The sequence below is a fragment of the Fontibacillus phaseoli genome (assembly GCF_003337355.1).
GTDB classification, from domain to species: Bacteria; Bacillota; Bacilli; order Paenibacillales; family Paenibacillaceae; genus Fontibacillus; species Fontibacillus phaseoli.
In genome coordinates, this window is the sequence record NZ_QPJW01000001.1 from 1128784 (window position 1) to 1148205 (window position 19422).

Genomic DNA, 19422 nt, shown 5'->3' on the forward strand with positions numbered 1-19422 from the left:
TTGTGTTCTATACTGATTCCAAAATTATACATTAACGACTTAAGGGAAAGTATCCCCCTGTCACACTCCGGCTCAATGGCTGAAGTGAGACATCAGGGAACTTTCCCTTTTTTGCGTCTACGAAGGAGGGATCCCGATTGCCGTTTATTCCGAACTATGAGGTTGGCGGAATTTTGGCGGGCCGGTACAGGATGGAAGAGGTTCTCGGTGAGGGAGGGATGAGCCGGGTATATCTTGCTTCGGATCTGAAACTTCCGGGGAAGCGCTGGGCCGTGAAGGAGAGTTCGTTCATGCCCGAGCTTGGCATCCGGCTGGAGGAGGAGGCCGGACTGCTCGTTTCTTTGAATCATCACCGTCTGCCGAGAATTGCAGATTTTTTTCAGATGGAGGGCGGTTACTCCTACTTGGTGATGGACTATGTTGAAGGCATTCATTTGGACGCACATTTCCTGGGGAAACGCGGAGCGTTGAATGCTGTGGAGTTAGCAAAGTACGGTCTCCAAATTTGCGAAGGGCTTCATTACTTGCACAGCCTCCATCCGCCGATCATTCACCGGGATTTGAAACCGTCCAATCTGTTGATCGACGGGAAGGGAGAAATTAGGTTTGTTGATTTTGGCATCGCTCGTAAGTACAAGCAGGAAAGTATGGATGATACGGTTAAACTCGGCACCGTCGGTTTTGCCGCACCGGAGCAGTACGGAGGCAGGCAAACCGACGGCAGGACGGACTTGTACTCGCTAGGTGCAGTATTATTGCATCTGGGTACCAGAGGCAAATATTCGGTTTGGTCGTCGGAGTCGCAGGCGGAGTTTCTTAAAAATAGACTTCATTCGCTGCAGCCCGTAGTGTCACGCCTGCTTCAAATGAAACCGGAGAAAAGATTTCATTCTGCGGCCGAGACGGGCGAAGCGCTAAAAGCGGTCATTCGCTCGCTCACTGCCAACGAAGGAGGCGCACAACATAAAGAGAGCGTGAAGCAACTGAGTTCCCGACGAAATCCCCGCTCCATCGTAATTGCCGTGATGGGGGCAGTCCCCGGAGCGGGAGCTACGCATACGGCCATCGTTTTGGCCCATTCGCTGGCCCGCTATGCTCGCCGCATCACCATCGTGGAAATGGACGCGAAGTCCGCCGCTTTCCGAAACATTGCTCTCCTTGCCGATGGGGACTCATCGCAAGGGGACGAGCTGAGACATTTCCGGTTTCGCAGCGTGGATTATGTCCGGACACCCACGAGGACGGAACTGCTTGACTTAATTTCAGGAAGCTGCGAATGCGTCATTTGCGATCTTGGTTCCAGCAGACGCAAGGACCTGTTGGAAGAGTTCGCGCGGGCCGATCTTTCGATTCTGGTTTGCCCGGCCGCCGAATGGCGACGATTGGAACTCATGCCATTCGGGGAGAGACCGTTGTCCGCGAAAAGAAATTGGGTGTGCTGTGTACCTTTAGCCAGTATGGATGCCGTCCGGCGCATCCGGATGGACATGAGCACAGGTAAAGTGTATCCCTTGCCGGTCGAAAGGAATCCGTTTTCTCCGGGGAAGGAGACGGAGCTTGCGCTCGCCGAACTGTGCGGAGATCTGTTTCCGGAGAGCGTCTTGCAAGGAAGTAGCGGTTTAAGGTGGAACTGGAGATTCTGGAGAGGAAGTGATTAAGTGTTCAGAATGAGGAGAAAAACGAAACAATTGGTTTTGACCGGATTTCTTGGCGCAATGGTTACGAGTCTGATTTTTACGGGGTATGGCGTAGTCCATACCAGGCAGTTGAAGAATGAGAGCTGGGAAGTTCAGCAGCGATTGGAGGATGAGATTCAGTCGCTTAAGCTGGCTTCTATTCATGGCAAAATCCAAGGATGGGCACCTGCGCGAGAGCTTCCGGCGGGACATGTGATCCAATTGCAGGATGTCGTCCCCGTGGAACTTCCGGAAGGAACCGTGCCTGCGGATTGGCTGGGTTCCAGGGAACAGATTGCCGGAAAAATACTCAAGCTGGCGCTGCCGCCGAACACGCTGTTGACCGGGACGCTGTTGTATGAAGAGGAGCCTACTCCTGCTGATTTGCGTTACCGGGAAATGGGCTTTATCCAGCTTCCCGGTGCGCTTGGCGAGCAGGATATCGTTGATATCCGGATCCAGTTTCCTACGGGACAAGATTACATTTTACTGTCGAAGAAAAAAGTGGAGTCTCTTTTATCCGGTACGGTAACGATGACCTTGAATGAAGCGGAAATCCTGTCCTTGTCCAGCGCAATCGTAGATGCATACTTACATAAAGCGTCGATTTATGCCTTGCTCTATGTGGAGCCAAGCCTGCAGGCCAAAGCGATTCCGACTTACCCGGCAAATGATGCTGTGCTCCAGTTAATCAAGAAGGATCCCAATATCGTCAAACGGGCTGAGCATGCTTTAAGTGAATCGGCGCGTAGTGGTCTCGAGGCTGATCTTGACGGGGTTTCGGCACAAAGTGCCGCTGAATTTGCCGGCCGGCAATCCTCCGCTACGAAGCCGCCAATACAGTCATCTGGGGCAGTGGGTGATCATGAACAGTTTGTCATGAGTTCGCCGGAATAGGGGGATTTGAGATGGAAAATTGGTTATTTACCGGCAAGAGCGATAAACGTGATTTGCTGCTTTATATTTGTAAGGTATTATCCGGTTCCGGAAACAGAGTGCTGCTCGTGGATATGACGGATGGGAAGAAATACAGATATTTGATCGGTGAAATGAAGGCTTCCCTGCCGATCACTGAATTTTGCGGATTCGATATATGCGATAACGTCAGCATAGCGGAAGCCGGTCATTACGATTATTGTCTGTATGATTTGGAGACGTTGCAATTCGGTTCTCGAGAGTTGTGGGAAGGGGCGGACGCCGTGCTGTGGGTTACCTCCTATGACCGGTACGAAGTAGAGAGCAGTGCCGAGTGGTTCGCTCATTTATTTCTCAGATGGCCGCAACTGAAAGACTTGGAAATAAAGCCTGTCTTTATTCGAACGTTTGACGGTTTTTTAAACGCAGATTACATTATGGGCTTTGTCGAACATTTACCGGTTTATTGGAGCGGCCAGGCCGTGCAAATTCCCTGGAGCGAAACCAACGCGATTGTGCAGATGGAAAATGAGCATGCCCAAAGTCTGCGGATGAGAGGAATTTCAAGAGCATATAAAAAGGCTCTTATGTCATTGATCGTCGATCTTGCGGGATGGAGCGGCTCGCTTACGAAAAAAGCGCTTCGCATGGCGGAAAGGAAGAGGGCATGAGCAGAATAGTTTTCTGGGATTATGGTCATGACGGTTCGTCGGAAATTGCTGCCGCAGGAGCAGTTTGCATGGCGCTGGCATATCCGGAACGGATACTGCTTTTTAACGAAGATCATGCAGGTGCCGGCGTCGAGTCGGGCTTTTCCTTCCATGAGCATGCATGCGGCGGGAATATCCAGCCGCTGACGGAATACGGGATGGATGCGCTTCGGCGTTTAGCCGCCAATCAGCGGTTGACTTCGAGGAATTTTTCGGATTACACGTATCCTTTGATCAAAGATAAACTCGATCTAGTATCCGGGTTTGGATTGCAGGAGAAGCAGGAACAGTTTGAGAGTGAAAAGATGCCTAGACCGCTGTATGACGTGGCGGAGCAGGTCTATGATATGATTTTTACCCGGTCCATATACCCTTCTGATTGCACGGATCGTCCCATCCGTGTCGCGGTGCTGAGGCAAAATCGGCTTGAACTTGAGCGGTTCTTTGACGAATTCTCTAATGGGGACCAGGCTTCACCTCTTGCCGATGCTATTGTACTCCAGCGTTACGATCCTGCGTCTCATTGGTCGGCGGTCAACATAAGAAGACGATTTGAATGCAAAATCTTTTTGTATCCCGTTCCCCATAGCACCGAGTTTATGGATGCTTGGAACAATAGAAACATTCTTAAATTTTTCCGACTGCACCGCCTCATGAGTAATAAGGGATCTCAGAAACAAGGAATGCTGCCCAGCTTGATGAGTCTTAGTGAAGGCTTGCATGAGCTAGCTGCCGGTCGTACAGGGACTGCTAGAAACGGCAAAAGGGGGGCCTGACCTTCAATGGAAAATTCAACGGTTAACACGCTGGGGATAATTCTCTTGGTTGCCGTTTGTCTGGTCATTCTCCGCCTTAAATACATCTCGTCCGGGGAACATGTTTTTTATCGCACCCATACCCGCGACCGTTTTTGTTTTCCCGAACTCATTTCATTCGTGAAGCACGAAATTCATGAACTGAGCCGCAATCCTGTCAATGAATGGGGAATGAGTGAAGATGCCTGGATGAGAAAGGTGAAAATAAGGGCTGAGCTTAGGCAGGCGCTTAGAGGCTGTACATCCGGCGATCAGCAGGATAAACAATACGTTAAGTCCTACATTCGCGATTTATTGATGAAAGGGTACGGAATTACGGAGGAGAATATCGGCCGGATCATCCCGTTTCAGGACCGGGAGCGGCTTACGGCAAGAGATAGGTTTGATATCGTGCTTTATTTATATGAACTAAGGCATGGCTGTATGGCGTTGTCCGCTTTGATTGAGGACTACGGCCTTGATCAGCATAAGGAGTTGTCCGGTGAGGAGGAAGCCGGCACCGGGATTTATGAAATAAACTCCGATGATGTAGACATGGTATTCTACCGGGAATATCGCCTGCTGTCTTTTACGGAAAAGCTAGATTTGGTCGTTCAACGTGTTTACCAAATGTATAAAGGCTTTTCAGTTATCGATACGATTAGGGAACAGAACATCGATGGCGTGAGCGGCGGCGTCAGCGGAATTCCCGGAAACAGTTCCATCTGGCAGCAAATGGAGGAGCCCGGCGAGACAGGGGGGCAAGAAATTGCACTGGATCAAGACGGCAGGGAATTGTCCCGTTCCTGGGACAGCGTCTGGATTTTTTATAAAGGAAAGAGTCTGCGTCTATCTTTCTTGTCCTTTGGCAGTGAGGCCGAATTAAAACGGGTATGCCAAAATATTTACAAATTCAATTTACCGGGTCAGTTGTCCGAAGCTAACGGGTTTAAAGTAAATGAGATGAAAGACGGCTCCCGGGTTGTCGTAGTGCGCCCTCCATTTGCGGAGACCTGGGCGTTTTTCATCCGCAAGTTTGACGTGAAGAGCGCGGTTTTGGAAGGGTTGATCCAAGGAAGAAATGCCGGTTTGCCGGTAATGCTGCTGAAATATTTGATGAAAGGAAGCCGGATTACATCGATTACGGGTTCGCAAGGGTCAGGCAAAACGACGCTGCTTATGGCCATGGTCAAACATATATATCCTTCTTATACATTGCGGGTTCAGGAGATGTCATTTGAACTTCATTTGCGAAGGCTATATAGCGCGAGAAACATATTGACGTTCCGCGAAACGGAATACGTGTCCGGTCAAGCCGGGCTGGATTTGCAGAAAAAAACGGACGGAACCGTGAATATTCTCGGGGAGGTGGCGACCGACGAAGTCGCAGCCTGGATGGTGCAGATGGCCCAAGTGGCCAGTTTGTTTACGCTGTTTACTCACCATGCGAAAACGTTTCGCGACTTGATCGAATCATTGCGCAATTCCTTGCTGAAGGTCGGCATGTTCCGGGATGAAAAGATTGCCGAGCAGCAGGTGGCGAGCGTAATTGATTTTGATATCCATCTCTGCAAGGATCCATCCGGAAACAGATACATCGAGCGAATCACGGAGTGCTACCGTTTGGATGAGGGGTACCGAGAGCGCGTGATAGTCGAATATAGAAACGGTGCGTACGTTCCCGTCGAGCCGGTATCATCAAGGAGCGTGAATGAAATGATCAGAGACATGACGCCTGGAGATGCAGCAAACTTTGAAAAGTTTTTGGGCGTGAATTGGAGGGAGGCTATTGGAGCTTAAAAACTTTCTCTTCTTGATTGTCGGCCTTTCGCTCTGCGGCTTCGTTTTGCTGTACGGCTTCGGGCGTTACATGGCCAGCCGCGAGGAGCAGCATGGGAGTCCGGTTGCTGGCGGTAGCCGTACGACGATTCAATGGATTCGAGGTAAATTTACGGCATTTCTGCACAGGTCGTATGCTATTTCGATGAAGATTCCGCCGCTTCGTTATTATGTGGTAAAAGTACGGTTTCGCATAGCCGCTCTTCATGTCTACGATGAATTTGAACTGAGAAAAGAAACGATGAAGTTCGTTTATCTGCTCTCTGGATCTTTTGTATCGGTTATCGCCGTACTTACGGCAATGAACCCCGGCCTATTCTTTCTTTTATCGCTTCTGATCGCCTCGGCCGTCATTCAAGGATTGCTGCTTGACGGATATGTAAACCGGTTAGAGAAGAAGCTGCTGGAGCAAATGCTTGACTTGTTCACCGCCGTGAGGCTCTCCTATCACAGGCATGGCATCGTAAGCGATGCTATTGAGGAATCGATAGAAGGGCTCCCGCCGGAAATCGCCTTGCATGCGACAATGATTTATGAAGCCCTGAGTGACGGAAAACCGGACGAGGCATTGGAACGATACTATGAAACTGCACCCAATCGTTTTTTGAAAGCTTTCGCGGGGATATCCCGGATGGTAATGGAGTTCGGGGACAGAAAAAAAGAAAAAGGCTCCCTCTACTTACGGGGACTTTCCAGTCTGACGGGGGAAATTCAGCTTGAGTTGATCCGCCGCGGCAAGCTCGACCATTTGCTCAAGGGATTAAATTTGATTGCACTAGTTCCGTTCTTTTTTACGAAACCGATCGAGATTTGGGCGCGGAGAAATTTTCCGCTCATGGATCAGTTTTATTTGAGCAAAGCCGGTGTGATGATAAAAATCGGACTGGTTCTGATTATCCTGGTTTGCTATATGCTGCTCCAAAAGATGAAGGGAGAGGAAGAAACGGCTTACCGCGCCGGGAATAGCAAGGTGCCGTGGGAAATTAGAGTAAACCGCTGGATATTCGTGCGTAAACTGTCATTGAGGTTTGCACCCAGACCTTCCTCGTCTGCTTATGGTTCAGTACAACGGTTGCTGAAGGATACGAATCAACAATTGAGCGTAGAATTTTTTCAGATTAGGCGGATTGCCATGTTCGTGCTCTGCACGCTGGTCGTGTCCGGAACGCTTTATTTCCTTCATTGGAAAAGCATCAACTGGATCATGAATGAACCCCCGGCCAGTTATGTTTTTTTCGGCACCATGTCAAAGGAAGATGCAAAGGAGGCTGCTAAGGCAGTCGAACTGGACAAGCAGGTGATGCGGACAATCGGAAAGACCAAGGCGAGCGATATTGACATGATTGCCGCAAATGTAACGGAAGCATGGAAAGAAACAGGCAGTCTGAAGGATAAGAGTATGCTTGCCTCAATAGTTGAAAGGATCAAGGGCAAGCTGGACCGGAGTAATAATGAATATACGAAATGGTGGGAACTGCTGCTTGCGCTGTTTGGTGGAGTAATCGGGTATTACGCGCCATTATGGGTCTTGATGTTTCAGCGGAAAATGCGGCTTATGGACATGCGGCATGAAGTATACCAGTTTCAAAATATGCTTACCATTTTACGGGAACTCGAACGGATATCGGTCGAGGAAATCTTGGAATGGCTGCATTCGTACGCCGTCATATTTAAAATACCGCTTCAGAAATGTCTGCTTCATTACGGACATGGAGGAGAAGAGGCATTGCGGCAAATGAAGGAGGAGGCAGGGCTTGACGAGTTCCGTCAGTTGGCGGACAAGCTGCTGCTAGCTGCCGAGAAAATCACGATTTACGACGCTTTTGACGAGCTGGAGAACGAGATGGCTTACCACTTTGAACGGAGGCGGATCGATTATGAAAAATCGTTGGATAACAAAGCTGGCATTGGAAGGTTCATAGGGTTTGCACCGATGTATTGCCTTGTGTTTGCCTATCTGGTCATTCCGCTGGTCTGGATGAGCTTTCAGCAAATGAGCATTTATTTTGAACAAATTCAACACATCTAAAAGGAGGAAGTAATTTATGAATAACGCATCATCCGCACTTAAGGTGGCGGCGGGAATTTTTTTGACAATCGCTTTGATTACTATCGTCGTTATTTTGTTTGTTTCGGCCCAGGAAGCCACTAAGACGGCCCAGAACAATTTCTCGGATATTCAAACCGAACTTTCACAGGCTTCATTTACGGTATACGACGACACTACCGTGAGCGGCTCCCAGGTGACGAATGCACTGAGAAAATTCAAAGACCGGAGCGAGTTCGGCATTCAGATCAAGACCGGTAAGAACAGCACCGGCCAATGGTACGGGGACATTCTGCGGATCAGCGGGACGCTGACAAATGAGGAATACGGTTCGGTTAGCGGCTCCAGTCTGGCGAATATCGCCAACACCTGGAACGAAAAGCTGAATGAATACGTGAATCCGAGCGGTAAATTTAAAGCCGCAGTCATTAAGGACAATTCTAATGTGGTTCGGGGACTGATCTTCACGCAGACTACAGTCACCCCCTAGAACAGGCAATTGAGATGCTGGATAACCTAAAAAATCTGATGTGGTTATGTACCGCTGTTTCATTTTGTCTGGGAGCTGTCTGGTTTACATTGGATTCCAATCGCCTTTATGAAACGGCTGTAAATAATATGATTCCTTTTGTTCAGAATCAAAAAGTCAGCCTTTCGTCGGTAGGCGGTATATCAGGAAATGAGGTTGGAATCAATAAGGCTGCAAATACATATAGCGGGTTGCAAATTTTGCATGGATTTCGGGGTTGGACGTCAGAAGGGGCAGAGGTAAGCGTAAATGGTACATTAATCCCTCCCGAGGATGAAAACGCGGAGAAGCCAGGGGAACCCTATGATCAAGATTTGCGGTTTGCGCTAACCTTGCTTGATTTACAAGGAGATTACGAGGCGGTTACTTTGCTTGACGGACAAGGTCGAATATCAAAACTGTCTTTTTTCTTGAGATGATGAGGTGGAGCAGAGCATGAGCAATGCATTATCCAAAATAACGGCTGCGCTGTTGGCGGTCATTCTGCTGTATCTGTTTCCGGCGTTTCAATATGCTGAGCGGGAGGAGGATCTTCGGTTATTGGCGGCGTATAACTGTCTCGTTCAGTTTACGGATGCTATACGGATCAAAGGTTATCTTTCGCCGGTTATGTATGAAGACTTTTCGCGCGAACTGGAATCGACCGGAGCCATTTATGATATTGAATTGGAACACCGTCATAAGAAATATCATCCTGAATACGAAGATCCTGCGGATCCCGCGACATTCAAGGAGGACTTCAGTGTAGTTTACGATTCCTATTTCACCTCGGCATTCCTTGAGGAGATGTATCCGTCATCTTTACCGGTGGGTGACTCCACTTTGCGCAAGTATAAGCTGGAAGCCGGTGACTTCGTGAACGTAACCTTGGTTAAGCGATCCCATACCGCATTCGATGCATTATCCGGTTTTATTTCCGGCTTTCTTCCCGGCAACGGTCATACTCAGGCTTTAGTTTATGGAGGCATGGTGCTTAATGAAGATTACTGATTGGGCAATTATCTTTGTGCTGATCGTAGGACCTCTATTGTGGATTTCCAGTTGGGATACAGAACATCTCAGGGAAGCTAATCGGCTGCAAATCCGTTATACTGCGTCATTAAGGACTGCGGCACAGGATGCGGGAGTCAGTTTGAACCGGAATGAACTGCAAGCGTACGAATCCGGTTACCGATCTGACAAATTTATGCGAGCCGACAAGGAGGCCGCCCTCTCGGTTCTGATGAACACGCTGGGCATAAACTTCGGAATCATCGACGACCCTCTTGCGCTTAAAGCGTTGATGCTCTACATACCCGCGGTTGTCGTTATTGACTATGACGGCTATTTCATCTATGCCATGGAAGAGTCGACGGGAGAAGACGGAGATCATGTCGAGGAGCACCGCTGGCGGCCCAAAAAACCCTTCATATACCGGGATTCGGACGGAAACAGCTTAGCTTTTACGCTGGATCAGCAGATCACCGTCATTGATCCGGTCACCGGGGAGCGGGTAAGCGGATTGCGTAATACGCTTGCTTCCAGTTTGTCGATCCCGCTGCTTCGAAACGCTGACACCTTTGAACAGGTGCGAAGGACCACTATTGTTCATAGCATCGAGGATGAATTGGGAGAGGTCATCAACACTCATAATCGGGTAGCTCGCAAACTGGGGGTTCACTATACGTTCACGTTGCCGGTGATCCCGCAGGAAGATTGGAACAATACGATCGACGACGTAGGCATACTTGTCTTTCTGCAAGGAATTCCGGCGGGAAACAAGTACTATAATAACTACGCGCTTGGCGGGGGAAGATTGGTAAAGAATAAGCCGGTTTTCGGAGGAAAGAATCCGGACTCAGGGGTGAAATATGCTTCGGAGAAAAGCTGTCAGCTCCCATATCTTCAGGATGAAGTGTTCGGGAACGCCAGAGATGCGGCGGCGGCCGGTTATTTCGAAGCAGTGTGCAGAGAAGAAGCTCCTTGAACTTCGAGCATAATCGTACTTTGCGACTCTTCACCGATTTATTACGGGTTCGGTCAGTGCTGGGAGCAAGTACGCATCCCCGGTTTCCGAGCGGTTGCTCCATAGGTTGCAATCTACTTTTTGCGGTAGTCATACAAGCTTCATAACATTTGGTCCTGAGAGGTTACCACAGTCTCTTTCGTATGCTAGAATAAGTTCTTGTATAACGATAAACAGACAAGCGAGATCCGACAAGCCGGATCCCGCTAGAGATATTCCGCGGAAGGATCGTGAAGCAAGGATGAGTGCTAATGAAGACCGTTATTCCCGGCAGGTGCTGTTTACGCCGATAGGGTCGGCAGGACAACAAAAGCTGGCCGAATCAAGCGTCCTGATCATCGGTGCGGGCGCCTTGGGGACGGGAATCGCAGAAACTCTTGCCCGTGCGGGTGTGGGACGTCTGGTCCTGGCGGACCGGGATTATGTGGAGTGGAGCAATCTGCAGCGTCAGCAGTTGTATACTGAAGCGGACGCTTTGCAAAGGTTGCCGAAAGCCGTGGCTGCCGGAGAGCGTCTTCGGGCGGTTAACAGCACGATCAAAATAGAAAGCCATGTCATGGACGTAACCATCGAGGAAATCGAAGCGCTGGCCAAAGAGGCTGATTTAATAATGGATGCTACGGATAACTTCGACACCCGTTTATTGATCAATGATATTTCGCAAAAGTATGGTATACCTTGGATTTATGGAGGTTGTGTCGGCAGCTACGGCATGACTTATACAATACTTCCAGGCGAAACACCTTGCCTGAACTGCCTTCTGGGGACGATCCCGCTAGGCGGCGATACGTGCGATACCGTGGGCGTCATTCCCCCTGCGGTACAAATCGTCGTCGCCCATCAGGTCACGGAGGCTCTAAAGCTGTTGACCGGACATTTTGAGGCGCTGCGCGGAACTTTGCTGACCTTCGATTTGTGGCGGAACGAACAAACCTCGATGAAGGTTGGCGCTGCCAAACGGGAGGACTGCTTGTCCTGCGGAAACCACCGCACGTATCCATTCTTGTCGGCGGCGAATCACCGTAAATCGGAGGTGCTCTGCGGGAGAAACACGGTCCAGATCCGTCCCGCCGTTAAACGAAAACTGCAACTGCCGGAAATTGCCGAGAAGTTGGAACGTTTGTCCGAAGGGAAGGTAGAGTGCAATCCATTCTTGCTATCTTTTTCGCTCAGGGAGCAAAGACTGGTTTTGTTTGAAGATGGAAGGGCGCTGATTCATGGGACAAAGGATATTACAGAAGCTAAAGCGATGTATGACCGGTACTTGGGTTAAATTATCAGTTCGACGCTTTTGTCCGGAATAATGAGACAAACCATTCACGCAGGTTGCAGAATGGTTTGTTTTTATTTTGACCATCTTAAGAGTACGATGGTTCGGAGATTACAGGGCAGAGGCGGGAAAGAAATGAAGGACAGCGTGCTGCTGGTGCAAAAGAAGGACGCCGCAGGCTCCCAAAGGAAAATTTTATTGGAGCAGGCCGGATTTGAGGTTACTCTTTTTGGCGGAATTGAGGATGCCGTCGGTGTACTGGAGGAGGAAATTCCGGGGATCCTGGTGTTGAGCCCGGAGCCGTATAGCCGGACTGTATTTGAACTGCTGGAAAGAGCGGGAGAACATCTGCCTTTTCCCGTCATGGTGATATTGCAGAAATGGCATACCGATGAGGTGGTGGCCGCTCTGGATGCCGGCGTTAATGAGGTTGTGGGCGATTCCGTCCCAACCGAGGAACTGGAAGCCCGGATTCGCAGCTTGATCCGCCTCTACAGACGTTTTGCCGACGGTTACCTCACGGAGTTAACTTATGAGGACCTCCGAATTGAATTGAAGGGGCGGAGGGCATACCGTGGAAATGAATTGATCAAGCTGACCCCGAAAGAATTCGATTTGCTCCGGTATTTGGTAAAGCGGGCGGAACAGGTCTGCCAAAGGGAGGACATCCTGCAGGAAGTTTGGGGGTATGATTTTTCGACCGGAACCAATGTTGTGGATGTTTACATTCGTCACTTAAGAAAAAAAATCGACAAAGGAAAATCGCGTAAGTTGATTCATACGGTTAGGGGAACAGGGTATTTGATTCGGTGAGTTGCAACAGACGGAAAATAAAATAACCCGATAGAGAGGCTATCGGGTTAGATTAGTTAATAATGTAGTAGACGTAAAAATGATTTCATTGGATGAATTAAAGGACGCGACGGGCTTTCAGGTACGTTCTTTTCCATGTGCCGGAGTTCAGGTTAGAGATCGTTACGCCCGGTTTGCCGTAAGTATGCAAAATTTTACCGTTGCCCATGTAAACAGCTACATGCGTTACGTTTCTGCCGTTAGCGCGGCTGCCGCTCGAGAAGAATACGAGATCGCCGGCTTTGAGATTCGATTTGGAAACGGCATATCCTGCTTTAGATTGAGCGGAAGAAGTCCGCGGTAGATTCACACCATATTTTTTGAAGATGTGCTTCATAAAGGACGAGCAATCGAACACTCTCGTAGTTGATGTCGATGCGCCGAATCTGTAAGGAACACCCATATATTTTTTGCCGTAGTTTACGACCTGGGTTCCTTTGGATGTTGCTACACTTTCTGCTGCTTGGGCCGGTGCAGCTCCAGCGCCGCTGGCGAGCAGGGAACTGAATCCGATAGTTGAGACGAGACCTACCGTCAATACTTTTTGGAATAGATGTTGCATTCTCATGTTGTGTTTACCTCCAAAGTTCTTGTTTTAGTTGACCGGTTCGAAATGAAGTATAACAGGTTTAAAACTTCCTAAAATATGGGATTAGGTGCTCAATCTCTTGGTACGCAAGGGTTTGACTGCAATTATTAAAAAACGATTAAAGTTTACAAAAAAGTAAGAAATTCAGATTTTCCAATGTAAAAAAAAATGAAAGAACCCTTGGAATATCAAGGGTTCTTTCATTTTTTGTACGGTAACCAAGTCGTAACGAAGAGATTACAAAAATGTTTTATTTTTAATAAACTTTGTATCTTTAGTCCTTACTCTGAATGATGAGCAACAGGCCGCTTTCAATCCGGACGGTTCCTTTTCTATCGGTCAGCCGGTTGCTGATAGCAAGGGACTGTCCCATTTTCAGCGTCGCATTCTCCAGTGGGTACATGAAGCCTTCCAGATGAATGCCGGTGACTTCAGGTGTTAGCGGGAGCAGGGACACGTAAGTATAGCCCCGGTCTTCGACTTCGCAACTCGTTCCGGTGAGCGTGACATAGTTGTTGGTATCCCAAATTGCGCTATTAATTTGATGCTGCATGCCCCGAAGCATCATCTGTATGTTGGATAAAGTGTGGTCGAGTCTTGAACCAAGCACGCCGATCATTACGATATCGGCGGCGTGCCGTTCGATCGCCAGATCGAACGCCAGCTCGGTGTCGGTCAGATCTTTGTTTACGGCATCACAGGCGATTATTTCTTTGCTGTTGTTTTTAATATGATCAAGTTCTTGAGGACTGACGGAGTCGAAATCCCCGACCGATATGTCGGGGGAGATTCCGTGTTCCACCAGAAATAAGGCTCCTCGATCAGCGCCGATAATCATGTCATCCTGGCGGATATCCTTAAGGAATTTAGGGTCAATATTACCCCCGGCAAAAATTAGCACTCGATTTCCTTCCATGCAATAACTCCCTTTCTGTTCAAAAGCCCGGTTATTACCAGTATAGTTCAGTTTTTGGGCTTGCACAATTGAAGGGGTCGGGAATACAATGGACACATCAACAGAAGAGAGAGGACAGGGGAACAAGAGAATGCACTTATTCGATATATTCAGTATTATAGGAACAATCGCCTTCGCCATGTCGGGGGCGTTTGTGGCGATGGAAGAGGAATACGACATTCTCGGAGTTCTCGTTCTGGGGCTCGTCACTGCGTTCGGAGGAGGAATCGTCAGAAATGTACTGATCGGCGTTCCGGTAACGACGCTTTGGAGTCAGGGCGATTTAATTTTGCTGGCGGTATTGTCCGTACTGGTGGCGTTCGTGCTGCCGCTGTCCTGGATTCACCATTGGAAGAAGACGGAGGCACTCTTTGATGCCATCGGTTTGTCGGCTTTCGCGATTCAAGGGGCACTTTATGCAAGTGAAATGAAACATCCGATCAGCGCGATTCTGGTCGCGGCAGTTTTGACCGGGATCGGAGGGGGGATTATCCGGGATTTGTTGGCCGGACGAAAACCGCTTGTCCTGAGGGATGAAATTTATGCCGTATGGGCTATCATTGCCGGACTTGTCATCGGGCTTGGCATTCTTACTTCCACCGTCGGGCTCTTGCTGCTGTTTATTCTGGTCGTGTTCTTCCGCATGCTGTCCGTTCATTACAAATGGAAACTCCCCAGCCGTTCGCTTAGAACCGGAAATATCGGTACGAAATCGGAAAACGGATAAAAACAATATTATTATAAATTACTTCTATAGAAAAAGAAGAGGATACGGGCCTGATTTAGACCCGTATCCTCTTTAAATTTTAATCCAAGAAATAAACAAGCGCATCCGGCAACTCCTGCTGCCAAAATCCCCAAAGATGTTTACCGTCTTTTTCGAAGTATTTCACTTTGGCTCCGCGTTCCTCCAATAATTCCTTGGCCTGGCGATTTAATTCCACAAAATTGTAAGTTCCCGTATCGGTGGTGTACTGCTGTTCCTGTAATCCTACAATCATATATAGGGAAAGGTACGATAAATCCTCCTCGGAAGATATGAGCTCAAGGGACGCATTGTAATATGCGCCGGACAAACTGATGATTTTGGAAAACAGCTTCCGGTTTTTCATAGCGAGATGAAGCGAAAACGATCCGCCGAGAGAATCCCCGGCAAGCACGCGCTGGTCCGGCTCGCGGCGAACCGGATAATTGCGCTCTACAAAGGGTATAATTTCTTCAGTAATACAGGTGCAGTAGGCCTCAAACCGATTGCCGAAAGGAGCGTATTCTTCTGTGCGGATGGAAGTATCGACTTCAATGCCGACGATGATGAAAGGTTCGATTCCTTCGTCCAGAATCAGCCGGTTCGCGTGAGTGGCGATGCGGCCGAAGTTGAAAAATTCTTCTCCGTCCTGACAATAAACGACAGGATAACTCAAAATTTCGTTGTAGCCGGGAGGCAGATAAATGCGCAACTTCCGTTTTTCTCCCAAGCTATTGCACTCCACTTCCTCTCTAATGATCGTCCGTTTCAAATACCGGGAATCCGTCATATTTTGGCACGCTCCTTGGGGTTCTATTTTTGCTTTTGACCTCTTATTAAGTTAAGATAACCGTTGGAGAGGTAAACGCATACACTTTTAATACGGAAATTGTGTTACATAATTATGTTCTGTCTGTTATACAAACAAAAATAAATAATCAAGTCATTTCAGCGCAATTCCTTTGACTAAATGACTGCAACAGATGTATAATAATTCTATAACAGCGGAACATGATAATCAAATATTTTGTCGAGGTGAAGAAAATGAGCAAGATTCCTTATGAAGTATATACGGAGGAAGTCGAGGCTTTGTCCGTCCTTTCGCCGGAGGGTGAAATTGTAAACAAAGATAAAGTCCCGAACTTGACAGATGATCAATTGAAAGAACTAATGTACCGTATGGTATTTACCCGTACTTGGGATGAGCGTGCCATTAACCTGGGACGTCAAGGACGCCTCGGTTTCTATGCTCCGGTTTCCGGACAAGAAGCTACGATGGTAGGCAGTGAATTTGCGTTGGACAAGAATGACTTCGTTTGCCCGGGTTACCGCGATATGCCGCAGCTCGTATGGCATGGTCTTCCGCTTTATCAAGCATTCCTATATTCCCGCGGTCATCAACACGGCGGCCAAATTCCGGAAGGCGTCAATGTACTTATGCCTCAAATTATTATCGGCGCTCAAGTTCTTCATGCCATGGGGATCGCCATGGGTTATAAATTGAAGAAACAAAAACAAGTCGCCATTACTTACACAGGGGACGGCGGTTCGTCCGAAGGCGATTTCTACGAAGCGCTGAACTATGCTGGAGTATTCAAGCTTCCGGTTATTTTCTTTGTGCAAAATAACGGTTATGCCATCACGACTCCATTCTCCAAACAAACGGCTGCTCTTTCGATCGCCCACAAAGCGATTGCTGCCGGGATCCGTGGCGTGAAAATCGACGGGATGGACGTGTTCGCGGTCATCAGCGCGGTTCAAGAAGCGGCTGAACGTGCCCGCAACGGAGAAGGCGCTACCTTGATTGAAGCGGTCACTTACCGTTTCCGTCCGCATTCCTTGTCCGATGATACAAGCAAATACCGGACGAAAGAAGAAGAAGGACAATGGAGCGAGAAAGATCCGATTGCCCGTCTTGCCAAATATCTGGAGAAGAAAGGCCTCTGGACCGACGAAGAAACGGCTCGTGTTAAAGAAGAAGCTAAGGCGAAAGTCAACGAACAAATCAAGAAGGCCGAACAAACCGAGAAAATGAGCGTTTCCGGTCTGATTGACAGCATGTTCGAACAAACGCCTAAACATCTTGAAGAACAAAAAGCCGATTTTAAATAAGCCTTGAAGAAGTTCTAATGAGGAGGATATGAAGCAATGGCACAAATGAATATGAAAGAAGCAATCCGCGATGGTATGCGCGTAGAGTTGAATCGGGATCAAAACGTCCTGCTTTTCGGGGAAGACGTAGGTAATGTCGGCGGGGTATTCCGCGTAACGGAAGGTTTGCAAAAAGAATTCGGCGAAGATCGCGTATTCGATACGCCGCTGGCCGAATCCGCCATCGGCGGGATGGCGGTGGGCCTCGGGATTCAAGGATTCCGTCCTGTTGCCGAAATCCAGTTCGTCGGCTTTATCTTCGAGGCTTTGGACCAAATTTTGGTGCAAGCGGCACGGATGCGTTACCGTTCCGGCGGCCGTTACCATGCGCCGATCGTGTTCCGTACTCCTTACGGCGGCGGCGTAAAAGCGGCCGAGCTGCATACGGACGCCCTGGAAGGTTTGATTGCGCAAACTCCGGGTATTAAACTGGTAATCCCTTCGAACCCGTATGATGCCAAAGGCCTCATGATCTCCGCGATCCGCGACAACGATCCAGTATTCTTCATGGAGCATCTTAATCTGTACCATGCATTCCGCACCGAAGTGCCGGAAGGCGAATATACCGTCGAACTGGGCAAAGCCAACGTGGTTCGCGAAGGTTCCGATGTGACGATCATCGCTTACGGCATGATGGTTCACACCGCTGTAAAAGCTGCGGAAGAACTTGAAAAAACAAAAGGCATCAAAGCCGAAGTCATCGATCTTCGTACCTTGGTACCGCTGGATATCGATACAATTCTGACATCCGTCAAGAAAACAAACCGCGCGATCGTCGTGCAAGAAGCACAAAGATCCGCCGGTATGGCAGCTGAAATCATCGCTCAAATCAATGAAAAGGCAATTCTTCATTTGGAAGCGCCGGTTCTCCGCATTACGCCTCCGGATACCGTTTATCCGTTCGCGCAAATCGAAGATCAATGGCTTCCTACTCCGGCCCGCATCATTGACGGCGTAAACAAAGTTCTTGAATTTTAATTGACTCTTACTTTTAAAACTATGGATAACAGGAGGTCTTCCAGGTGGCAAAATTTGAATATCGCTTCCCAGAGCTGGGCGAAGGTTTGCATGAAGGCGAAATTATCAAAATGCATATCAAAGCCGGCGATAAAGTTACAGACGAAGATATCGTGATGGAGGTACAGAACGACAAGGCGGTCATTGAAGTACCTTGTCCGGTAAACGGTACGGTGCTCGAAGTGTTCGGTTCCGACGGTGCCGTATTCCGCGTAGGTCAAGTAGTTGCGGTTATCGATGCAGAAGGCGACGTTCCTGAACAGGAACCGGCTCATGAAGAAGCTAACGCACAAGAAGCCGATGCAGCTAAGGGCGGAGCCGATACGAAGGATTCTCCTGCAGCTTCCAGCCCGGCCGATGCTAAAGAAGGCGGCGCAAACGGCGCGGCAGCACCAGCTGCTCCGAACCGTGAAGTGCTTGCTACGCCTAGCGTACGCAAATTTGCCCGCGAGCAAGGCATCGATATTGCACAAGTAACCGGCACAGGCAACGCCGGCAAGATTACCCGTGAAGACGTGGAAGGCTTCAAAAACGGCGGCGCGGCAGCAGCGCCTGCAGCTGCAAGCAGCAAAGATGAAGCAGCGACTGCAACAACAGCACCGGCAGCTTCGGCAGTCAGCGTAAGCGCAGAAGAAGAACGCGTACCGTTCAAGGGTATCCGCAAAGCGATTTCGAACGCCATGGTGAAATCCGCATACACGGCTCCTCATGTAACGATCATGGACGAAGTGGACGTTACCGAATTGGTTGCTTTCCGTACTCGCATGAAACCGATCGCCGAGAAGAAGGGCATCAAAGTCACTTACTTGCCGTTCATCGTGAAGGCACTCGTAGCGGCTTCCCGTCAATTCCCGGCGCTGAACGCTTCGATCGACGAGGAAAACAACGAAATTGTATACAAGAAACATTACGATATCGGGATTGCTACCGATACGGATAACGGCTTGATCGTTCCGGTGATCAAAGATGCCGACCGCAAGAGCATTTGGATGATCGCCGACGCTATCCGTGATCTGGCAGCCCGCGGCCGTGACGGCAAGCTGTCCGCAAACGAAATGAAGGGCAGTACGATTTCGATTTCGAACATCGGTTCCGCCGGCGGCATGTTCTTTACTCCGATCATCAACTACCCTGAAGTAGCGATCCTGGGTACGGGCCGCATCAGCGAAAAACCGGTCGTGAAAAACGGCGAAATCGTGGTCGCTCCGGTCATGGCCCTGTCGCTCAGCTTCGACCACCGTCTCATCGACGGCGCAACGGCTCAAAACTTCATGAACTATATCAAACAGCTGCTCGCCAACCCTGAGCTGCTCGTTATGGAGGTGTAA

Annotated in this window: 19 protein-coding genes; 16 read left to right on the forward strand and 3 right to left on the reverse strand. The window is 49.0% G+C overall.

What is annotated here, in order from left to right:
- Window positions 1-137 precede the first annotated feature (137 nt).
- The 12 genes from DFP94_RS05570 to DFP94_RS05625 all read left to right on the forward strand — a co-directional run bounded on the left by DFP94_RS05570 (window position 138) and on the right by DFP94_RS05625 (window position 12598).
- A complete protein-coding gene (locus DFP94_RS05570; protein WP_114495393.1) occupies window positions 138-1658 on the forward strand; it encodes a serine/threonine-protein kinase in 1521 nt (506 codons plus the stop codon).
- Between the two features lie 9 nt (window positions 1659-1667).
- Entirely contained in the window at window positions 1668-2573 is a 906-nt protein-coding gene (locus DFP94_RS05575) for an SAF domain-containing protein (protein WP_245954590.1), read from the forward strand.
- 11 nt (window positions 2574-2584) lie between these two features.
- Window positions 2585-3262, forward strand: a complete 678-nt coding sequence (locus DFP94_RS05580) for a hypothetical protein (protein WP_114495395.1) — start codon at window positions 2585-2587, stop codon at window positions 3260-3262.
- A complete protein-coding gene (locus DFP94_RS05585) occupies window positions 3259-4077 on the forward strand; it encodes a hypothetical protein (RefSeq protein WP_114495396.1) in 819 nt (272 codons plus the stop codon). The genes DFP94_RS05580 and DFP94_RS05585 overlap by 4 nt, the downstream gene beginning before the upstream one ends.
- A 6-nt stretch (window positions 4078-4083) precedes the next feature.
- On the forward strand, window positions 4084-5895 hold the full coding sequence (locus DFP94_RS05590; protein WP_114495397.1) for an ATPase, T2SS/T4P/T4SS family: 1812 nt from the start codon (window positions 4084-4086) through the stop codon (window positions 5893-5895).
- The gene (locus DFP94_RS05595) at window positions 5885-7963 is read left to right on the forward strand and encodes a hypothetical protein (protein ID WP_114495398.1); all 2079 of its coding nucleotides are present in this window, start codon (window positions 5885-5887) and stop codon (window positions 7961-7963) included. Before DFP94_RS05590 ends, DFP94_RS05595 begins: the two co-directional genes overlap by 11 nt.
- Window positions 7964-7979: 16 nt before the next feature.
- Window positions 7980-8471 (forward strand): ABC transporter permease, encoded by a 492-nt coding sequence (locus DFP94_RS05600; RefSeq protein WP_114495399.1) that lies wholly within the window; start codon window positions 7980-7982, stop codon window positions 8469-8471.
- A gap of 14 nt (window positions 8472-8485) precedes the next feature.
- Window positions 8486-8929 (forward strand): hypothetical protein, encoded by a 444-nt coding sequence (locus DFP94_RS05605; protein WP_114495400.1) that lies wholly within the window; start codon window positions 8486-8488, stop codon window positions 8927-8929.
- Between the two features lie 16 nt (window positions 8930-8945).
- The gene (locus tag DFP94_RS05610) at window positions 8946-9500 is read left to right on the forward strand and encodes a hypothetical protein (protein ID WP_114495401.1); all 555 of its coding nucleotides are present in this window, start codon (window positions 8946-8948) and stop codon (window positions 9498-9500) included.
- Window positions 9487-10476, forward strand: coding sequence for a hypothetical protein (locus DFP94_RS05615; protein WP_114495402.1), 990 nt, complete (start codon window positions 9487-9489; stop codon window positions 10474-10476). The genes DFP94_RS05610 and DFP94_RS05615 overlap by 14 nt, the downstream gene beginning before the upstream one ends.
- A 280-nt stretch (window positions 10477-10756) precedes the next feature.
- Window positions 10757-11788, forward strand: a complete 1032-nt coding sequence (locus DFP94_RS05620) for a thiazole biosynthesis adenylyltransferase ThiF (protein ID WP_114495403.1) — start codon at window positions 10757-10759, stop codon at window positions 11786-11788.
- A 132-nt stretch (window positions 11789-11920) separates the two neighbouring features.
- Complete coding sequence (locus DFP94_RS05625; protein WP_114495404.1) at window positions 11921-12598, forward strand: response regulator transcription factor; 678 nt, start codon at window positions 11921-11923, stop codon at window positions 12596-12598.
- Between the two features lie 97 nt (window positions 12599-12695).
- Here the strand turns inward: DFP94_RS05625 and DFP94_RS05630 are convergent, their stop codons facing one another.
- Window positions 12696-13205 (reverse strand): C40 family peptidase, encoded by a 510-nt coding sequence (locus DFP94_RS05630; RefSeq protein WP_114495405.1) that lies wholly within the window; start codon window positions 13203-13205, stop codon window positions 12696-12698.
- A 295-nt stretch (window positions 13206-13500) separates the two neighbouring features.
- The gene (locus DFP94_RS05635; RefSeq protein ID WP_114495406.1) at window positions 13501-14142 is read right to left on the reverse strand and encodes a thiamine diphosphokinase; all 642 of its coding nucleotides are present in this window, start codon (window positions 14140-14142) and stop codon (window positions 13501-13503) included.
- A gap of 130 nt (window positions 14143-14272) precedes the next feature.
- Between DFP94_RS05635 and DFP94_RS05640 the strand changes: the two genes are divergently transcribed.
- Window positions 14273-14908, forward strand: coding sequence for a trimeric intracellular cation channel family protein (locus DFP94_RS05640; protein WP_114495407.1), 636 nt, complete (start codon window positions 14273-14275; stop codon window positions 14906-14908).
- A gap of 79 nt (window positions 14909-14987) precedes the next feature.
- Here the strand turns inward: DFP94_RS05640 and DFP94_RS05645 are convergent, their stop codons facing one another.
- Window positions 14988-15716 carry an alpha/beta hydrolase gene (locus tag DFP94_RS05645; RefSeq protein WP_114495408.1) on the reverse strand — a complete coding sequence of 243 codons (729 nt, stop codon included), beginning with the start codon at window positions 15714-15716 and terminating at the stop codon, window positions 14988-14990.
- A 254-nt stretch (window positions 15717-15970) separates the two neighbouring features.
- Between DFP94_RS05645 and pdhA the strand changes: the two genes are divergently transcribed.
- From pdhA to DFP94_RS05660, 3 genes are read left to right on the forward strand one after another with little or no spacing between them, the layout of a single operon-like run.
- Window positions 15971-17038 (forward strand): pyruvate dehydrogenase (acetyl-transferring) E1 component subunit alpha, encoded by a 1068-nt coding sequence (gene pdhA, locus DFP94_RS05650; protein ID WP_114495409.1) that lies wholly within the window; start codon window positions 15971-15973, stop codon window positions 17036-17038.
- Window positions 17039-17074: 36 nt separating this feature from the next.
- Window positions 17075-18055 carry an alpha-ketoacid dehydrogenase subunit beta gene (locus DFP94_RS05655; RefSeq protein ID WP_114495410.1) on the forward strand — a complete coding sequence of 327 codons (981 nt, stop codon included), beginning with the start codon at window positions 17075-17077 and terminating at the stop codon, window positions 18053-18055.
- Between the two features lie 44 nt (window positions 18056-18099).
- Window positions 18100-19422, forward strand: a complete 1323-nt coding sequence (locus DFP94_RS05660) for a dihydrolipoamide acetyltransferase family protein (protein WP_114495411.1) — start codon at window positions 18100-18102, stop codon at window positions 19420-19422.

What these genes read in the sequence shown, in the direction of transcription:
- DFP94_RS05640 (WP_114495407.1), top strand. Translation starts at nt 14,273, where the DNA reads ATGCACTTATTCGATATATTCAGTATTATAGGAACAATCGCCTTCGCC.
- DFP94_RS05635 (WP_114495406.1), bottom strand. Translation starts at nt 14,142, where the DNA reads ATGGAAGGAAATCGAGTGCTAATTTTTGCCGGGGGTAATATTGACCCT.
- DFP94_RS05575 (WP_245954590.1), top strand. Translation starts at nt 1,668, where the DNA reads ATGAGGAGAAAAACGAAACAATTGGTTTTGACCGGATTTCTTGGCGCA.
- pdhA (WP_114495409.1), top strand. Translation starts at nt 15,971, where the DNA reads ATGAGCAAGATTCCTTATGAAGTATATACGGAGGAAGTCGAGGCTTTG.
- DFP94_RS05645 (WP_114495408.1), bottom strand. Translation starts at nt 15,716, where the DNA reads ATGACGGATTCCCGGTATTTGAAACGGACGATCATTAGAGAGGAAGTG.
- DFP94_RS05620 (WP_114495403.1), top strand. Translation starts at nt 10,757, where the DNA reads ATGAGTGCTAATGAAGACCGTTATTCCCGGCAGGTGCTGTTTACGCCG.
- DFP94_RS05630 (WP_114495405.1), bottom strand. Translation starts at nt 13,205, where the DNA reads ATGAGAATGCAACATCTATTCCAAAAAGTATTGACGGTAGGTCTCGTC.
- DFP94_RS05600 (WP_114495399.1), top strand. Translation starts at nt 7,980, where the DNA reads ATGAATAACGCATCATCCGCACTTAAGGTGGCGGCGGGAATTTTTTTG.
- DFP94_RS05585 (WP_114495396.1), top strand. Translation starts at nt 3,259, where the DNA reads ATGAGCAGAATAGTTTTCTGGGATTATGGTCATGACGGTTCGTCGGAA.
- DFP94_RS05590 (WP_114495397.1), top strand. Translation starts at nt 4,084, where the DNA reads ATGGAAAATTCAACGGTTAACACGCTGGGGATAATTCTCTTGGTTGCC.
- DFP94_RS05625 (WP_114495404.1), top strand. Translation starts at nt 11,921, where the DNA reads ATGAAGGACAGCGTGCTGCTGGTGCAAAAGAAGGACGCCGCAGGCTCC.
- DFP94_RS05580 (WP_114495395.1), top strand. Translation starts at nt 2,585, where the DNA reads ATGGAAAATTGGTTATTTACCGGCAAGAGCGATAAACGTGATTTGCTG.
- DFP94_RS05605 (WP_114495400.1), top strand. Translation starts at nt 8,486, where the DNA reads ATGCTGGATAACCTAAAAAATCTGATGTGGTTATGTACCGCTGTTTCA.
- DFP94_RS05615 (WP_114495402.1), top strand. Translation starts at nt 9,487, where the DNA reads ATGAAGATTACTGATTGGGCAATTATCTTTGTGCTGATCGTAGGACCT.
- DFP94_RS05610 (WP_114495401.1), top strand. Translation starts at nt 8,946, where the DNA reads ATGAGCAATGCATTATCCAAAATAACGGCTGCGCTGTTGGCGGTCATT.
- DFP94_RS05655 (WP_114495410.1), top strand. Translation starts at nt 17,075, where the DNA reads ATGGCACAAATGAATATGAAAGAAGCAATCCGCGATGGTATGCGCGTA.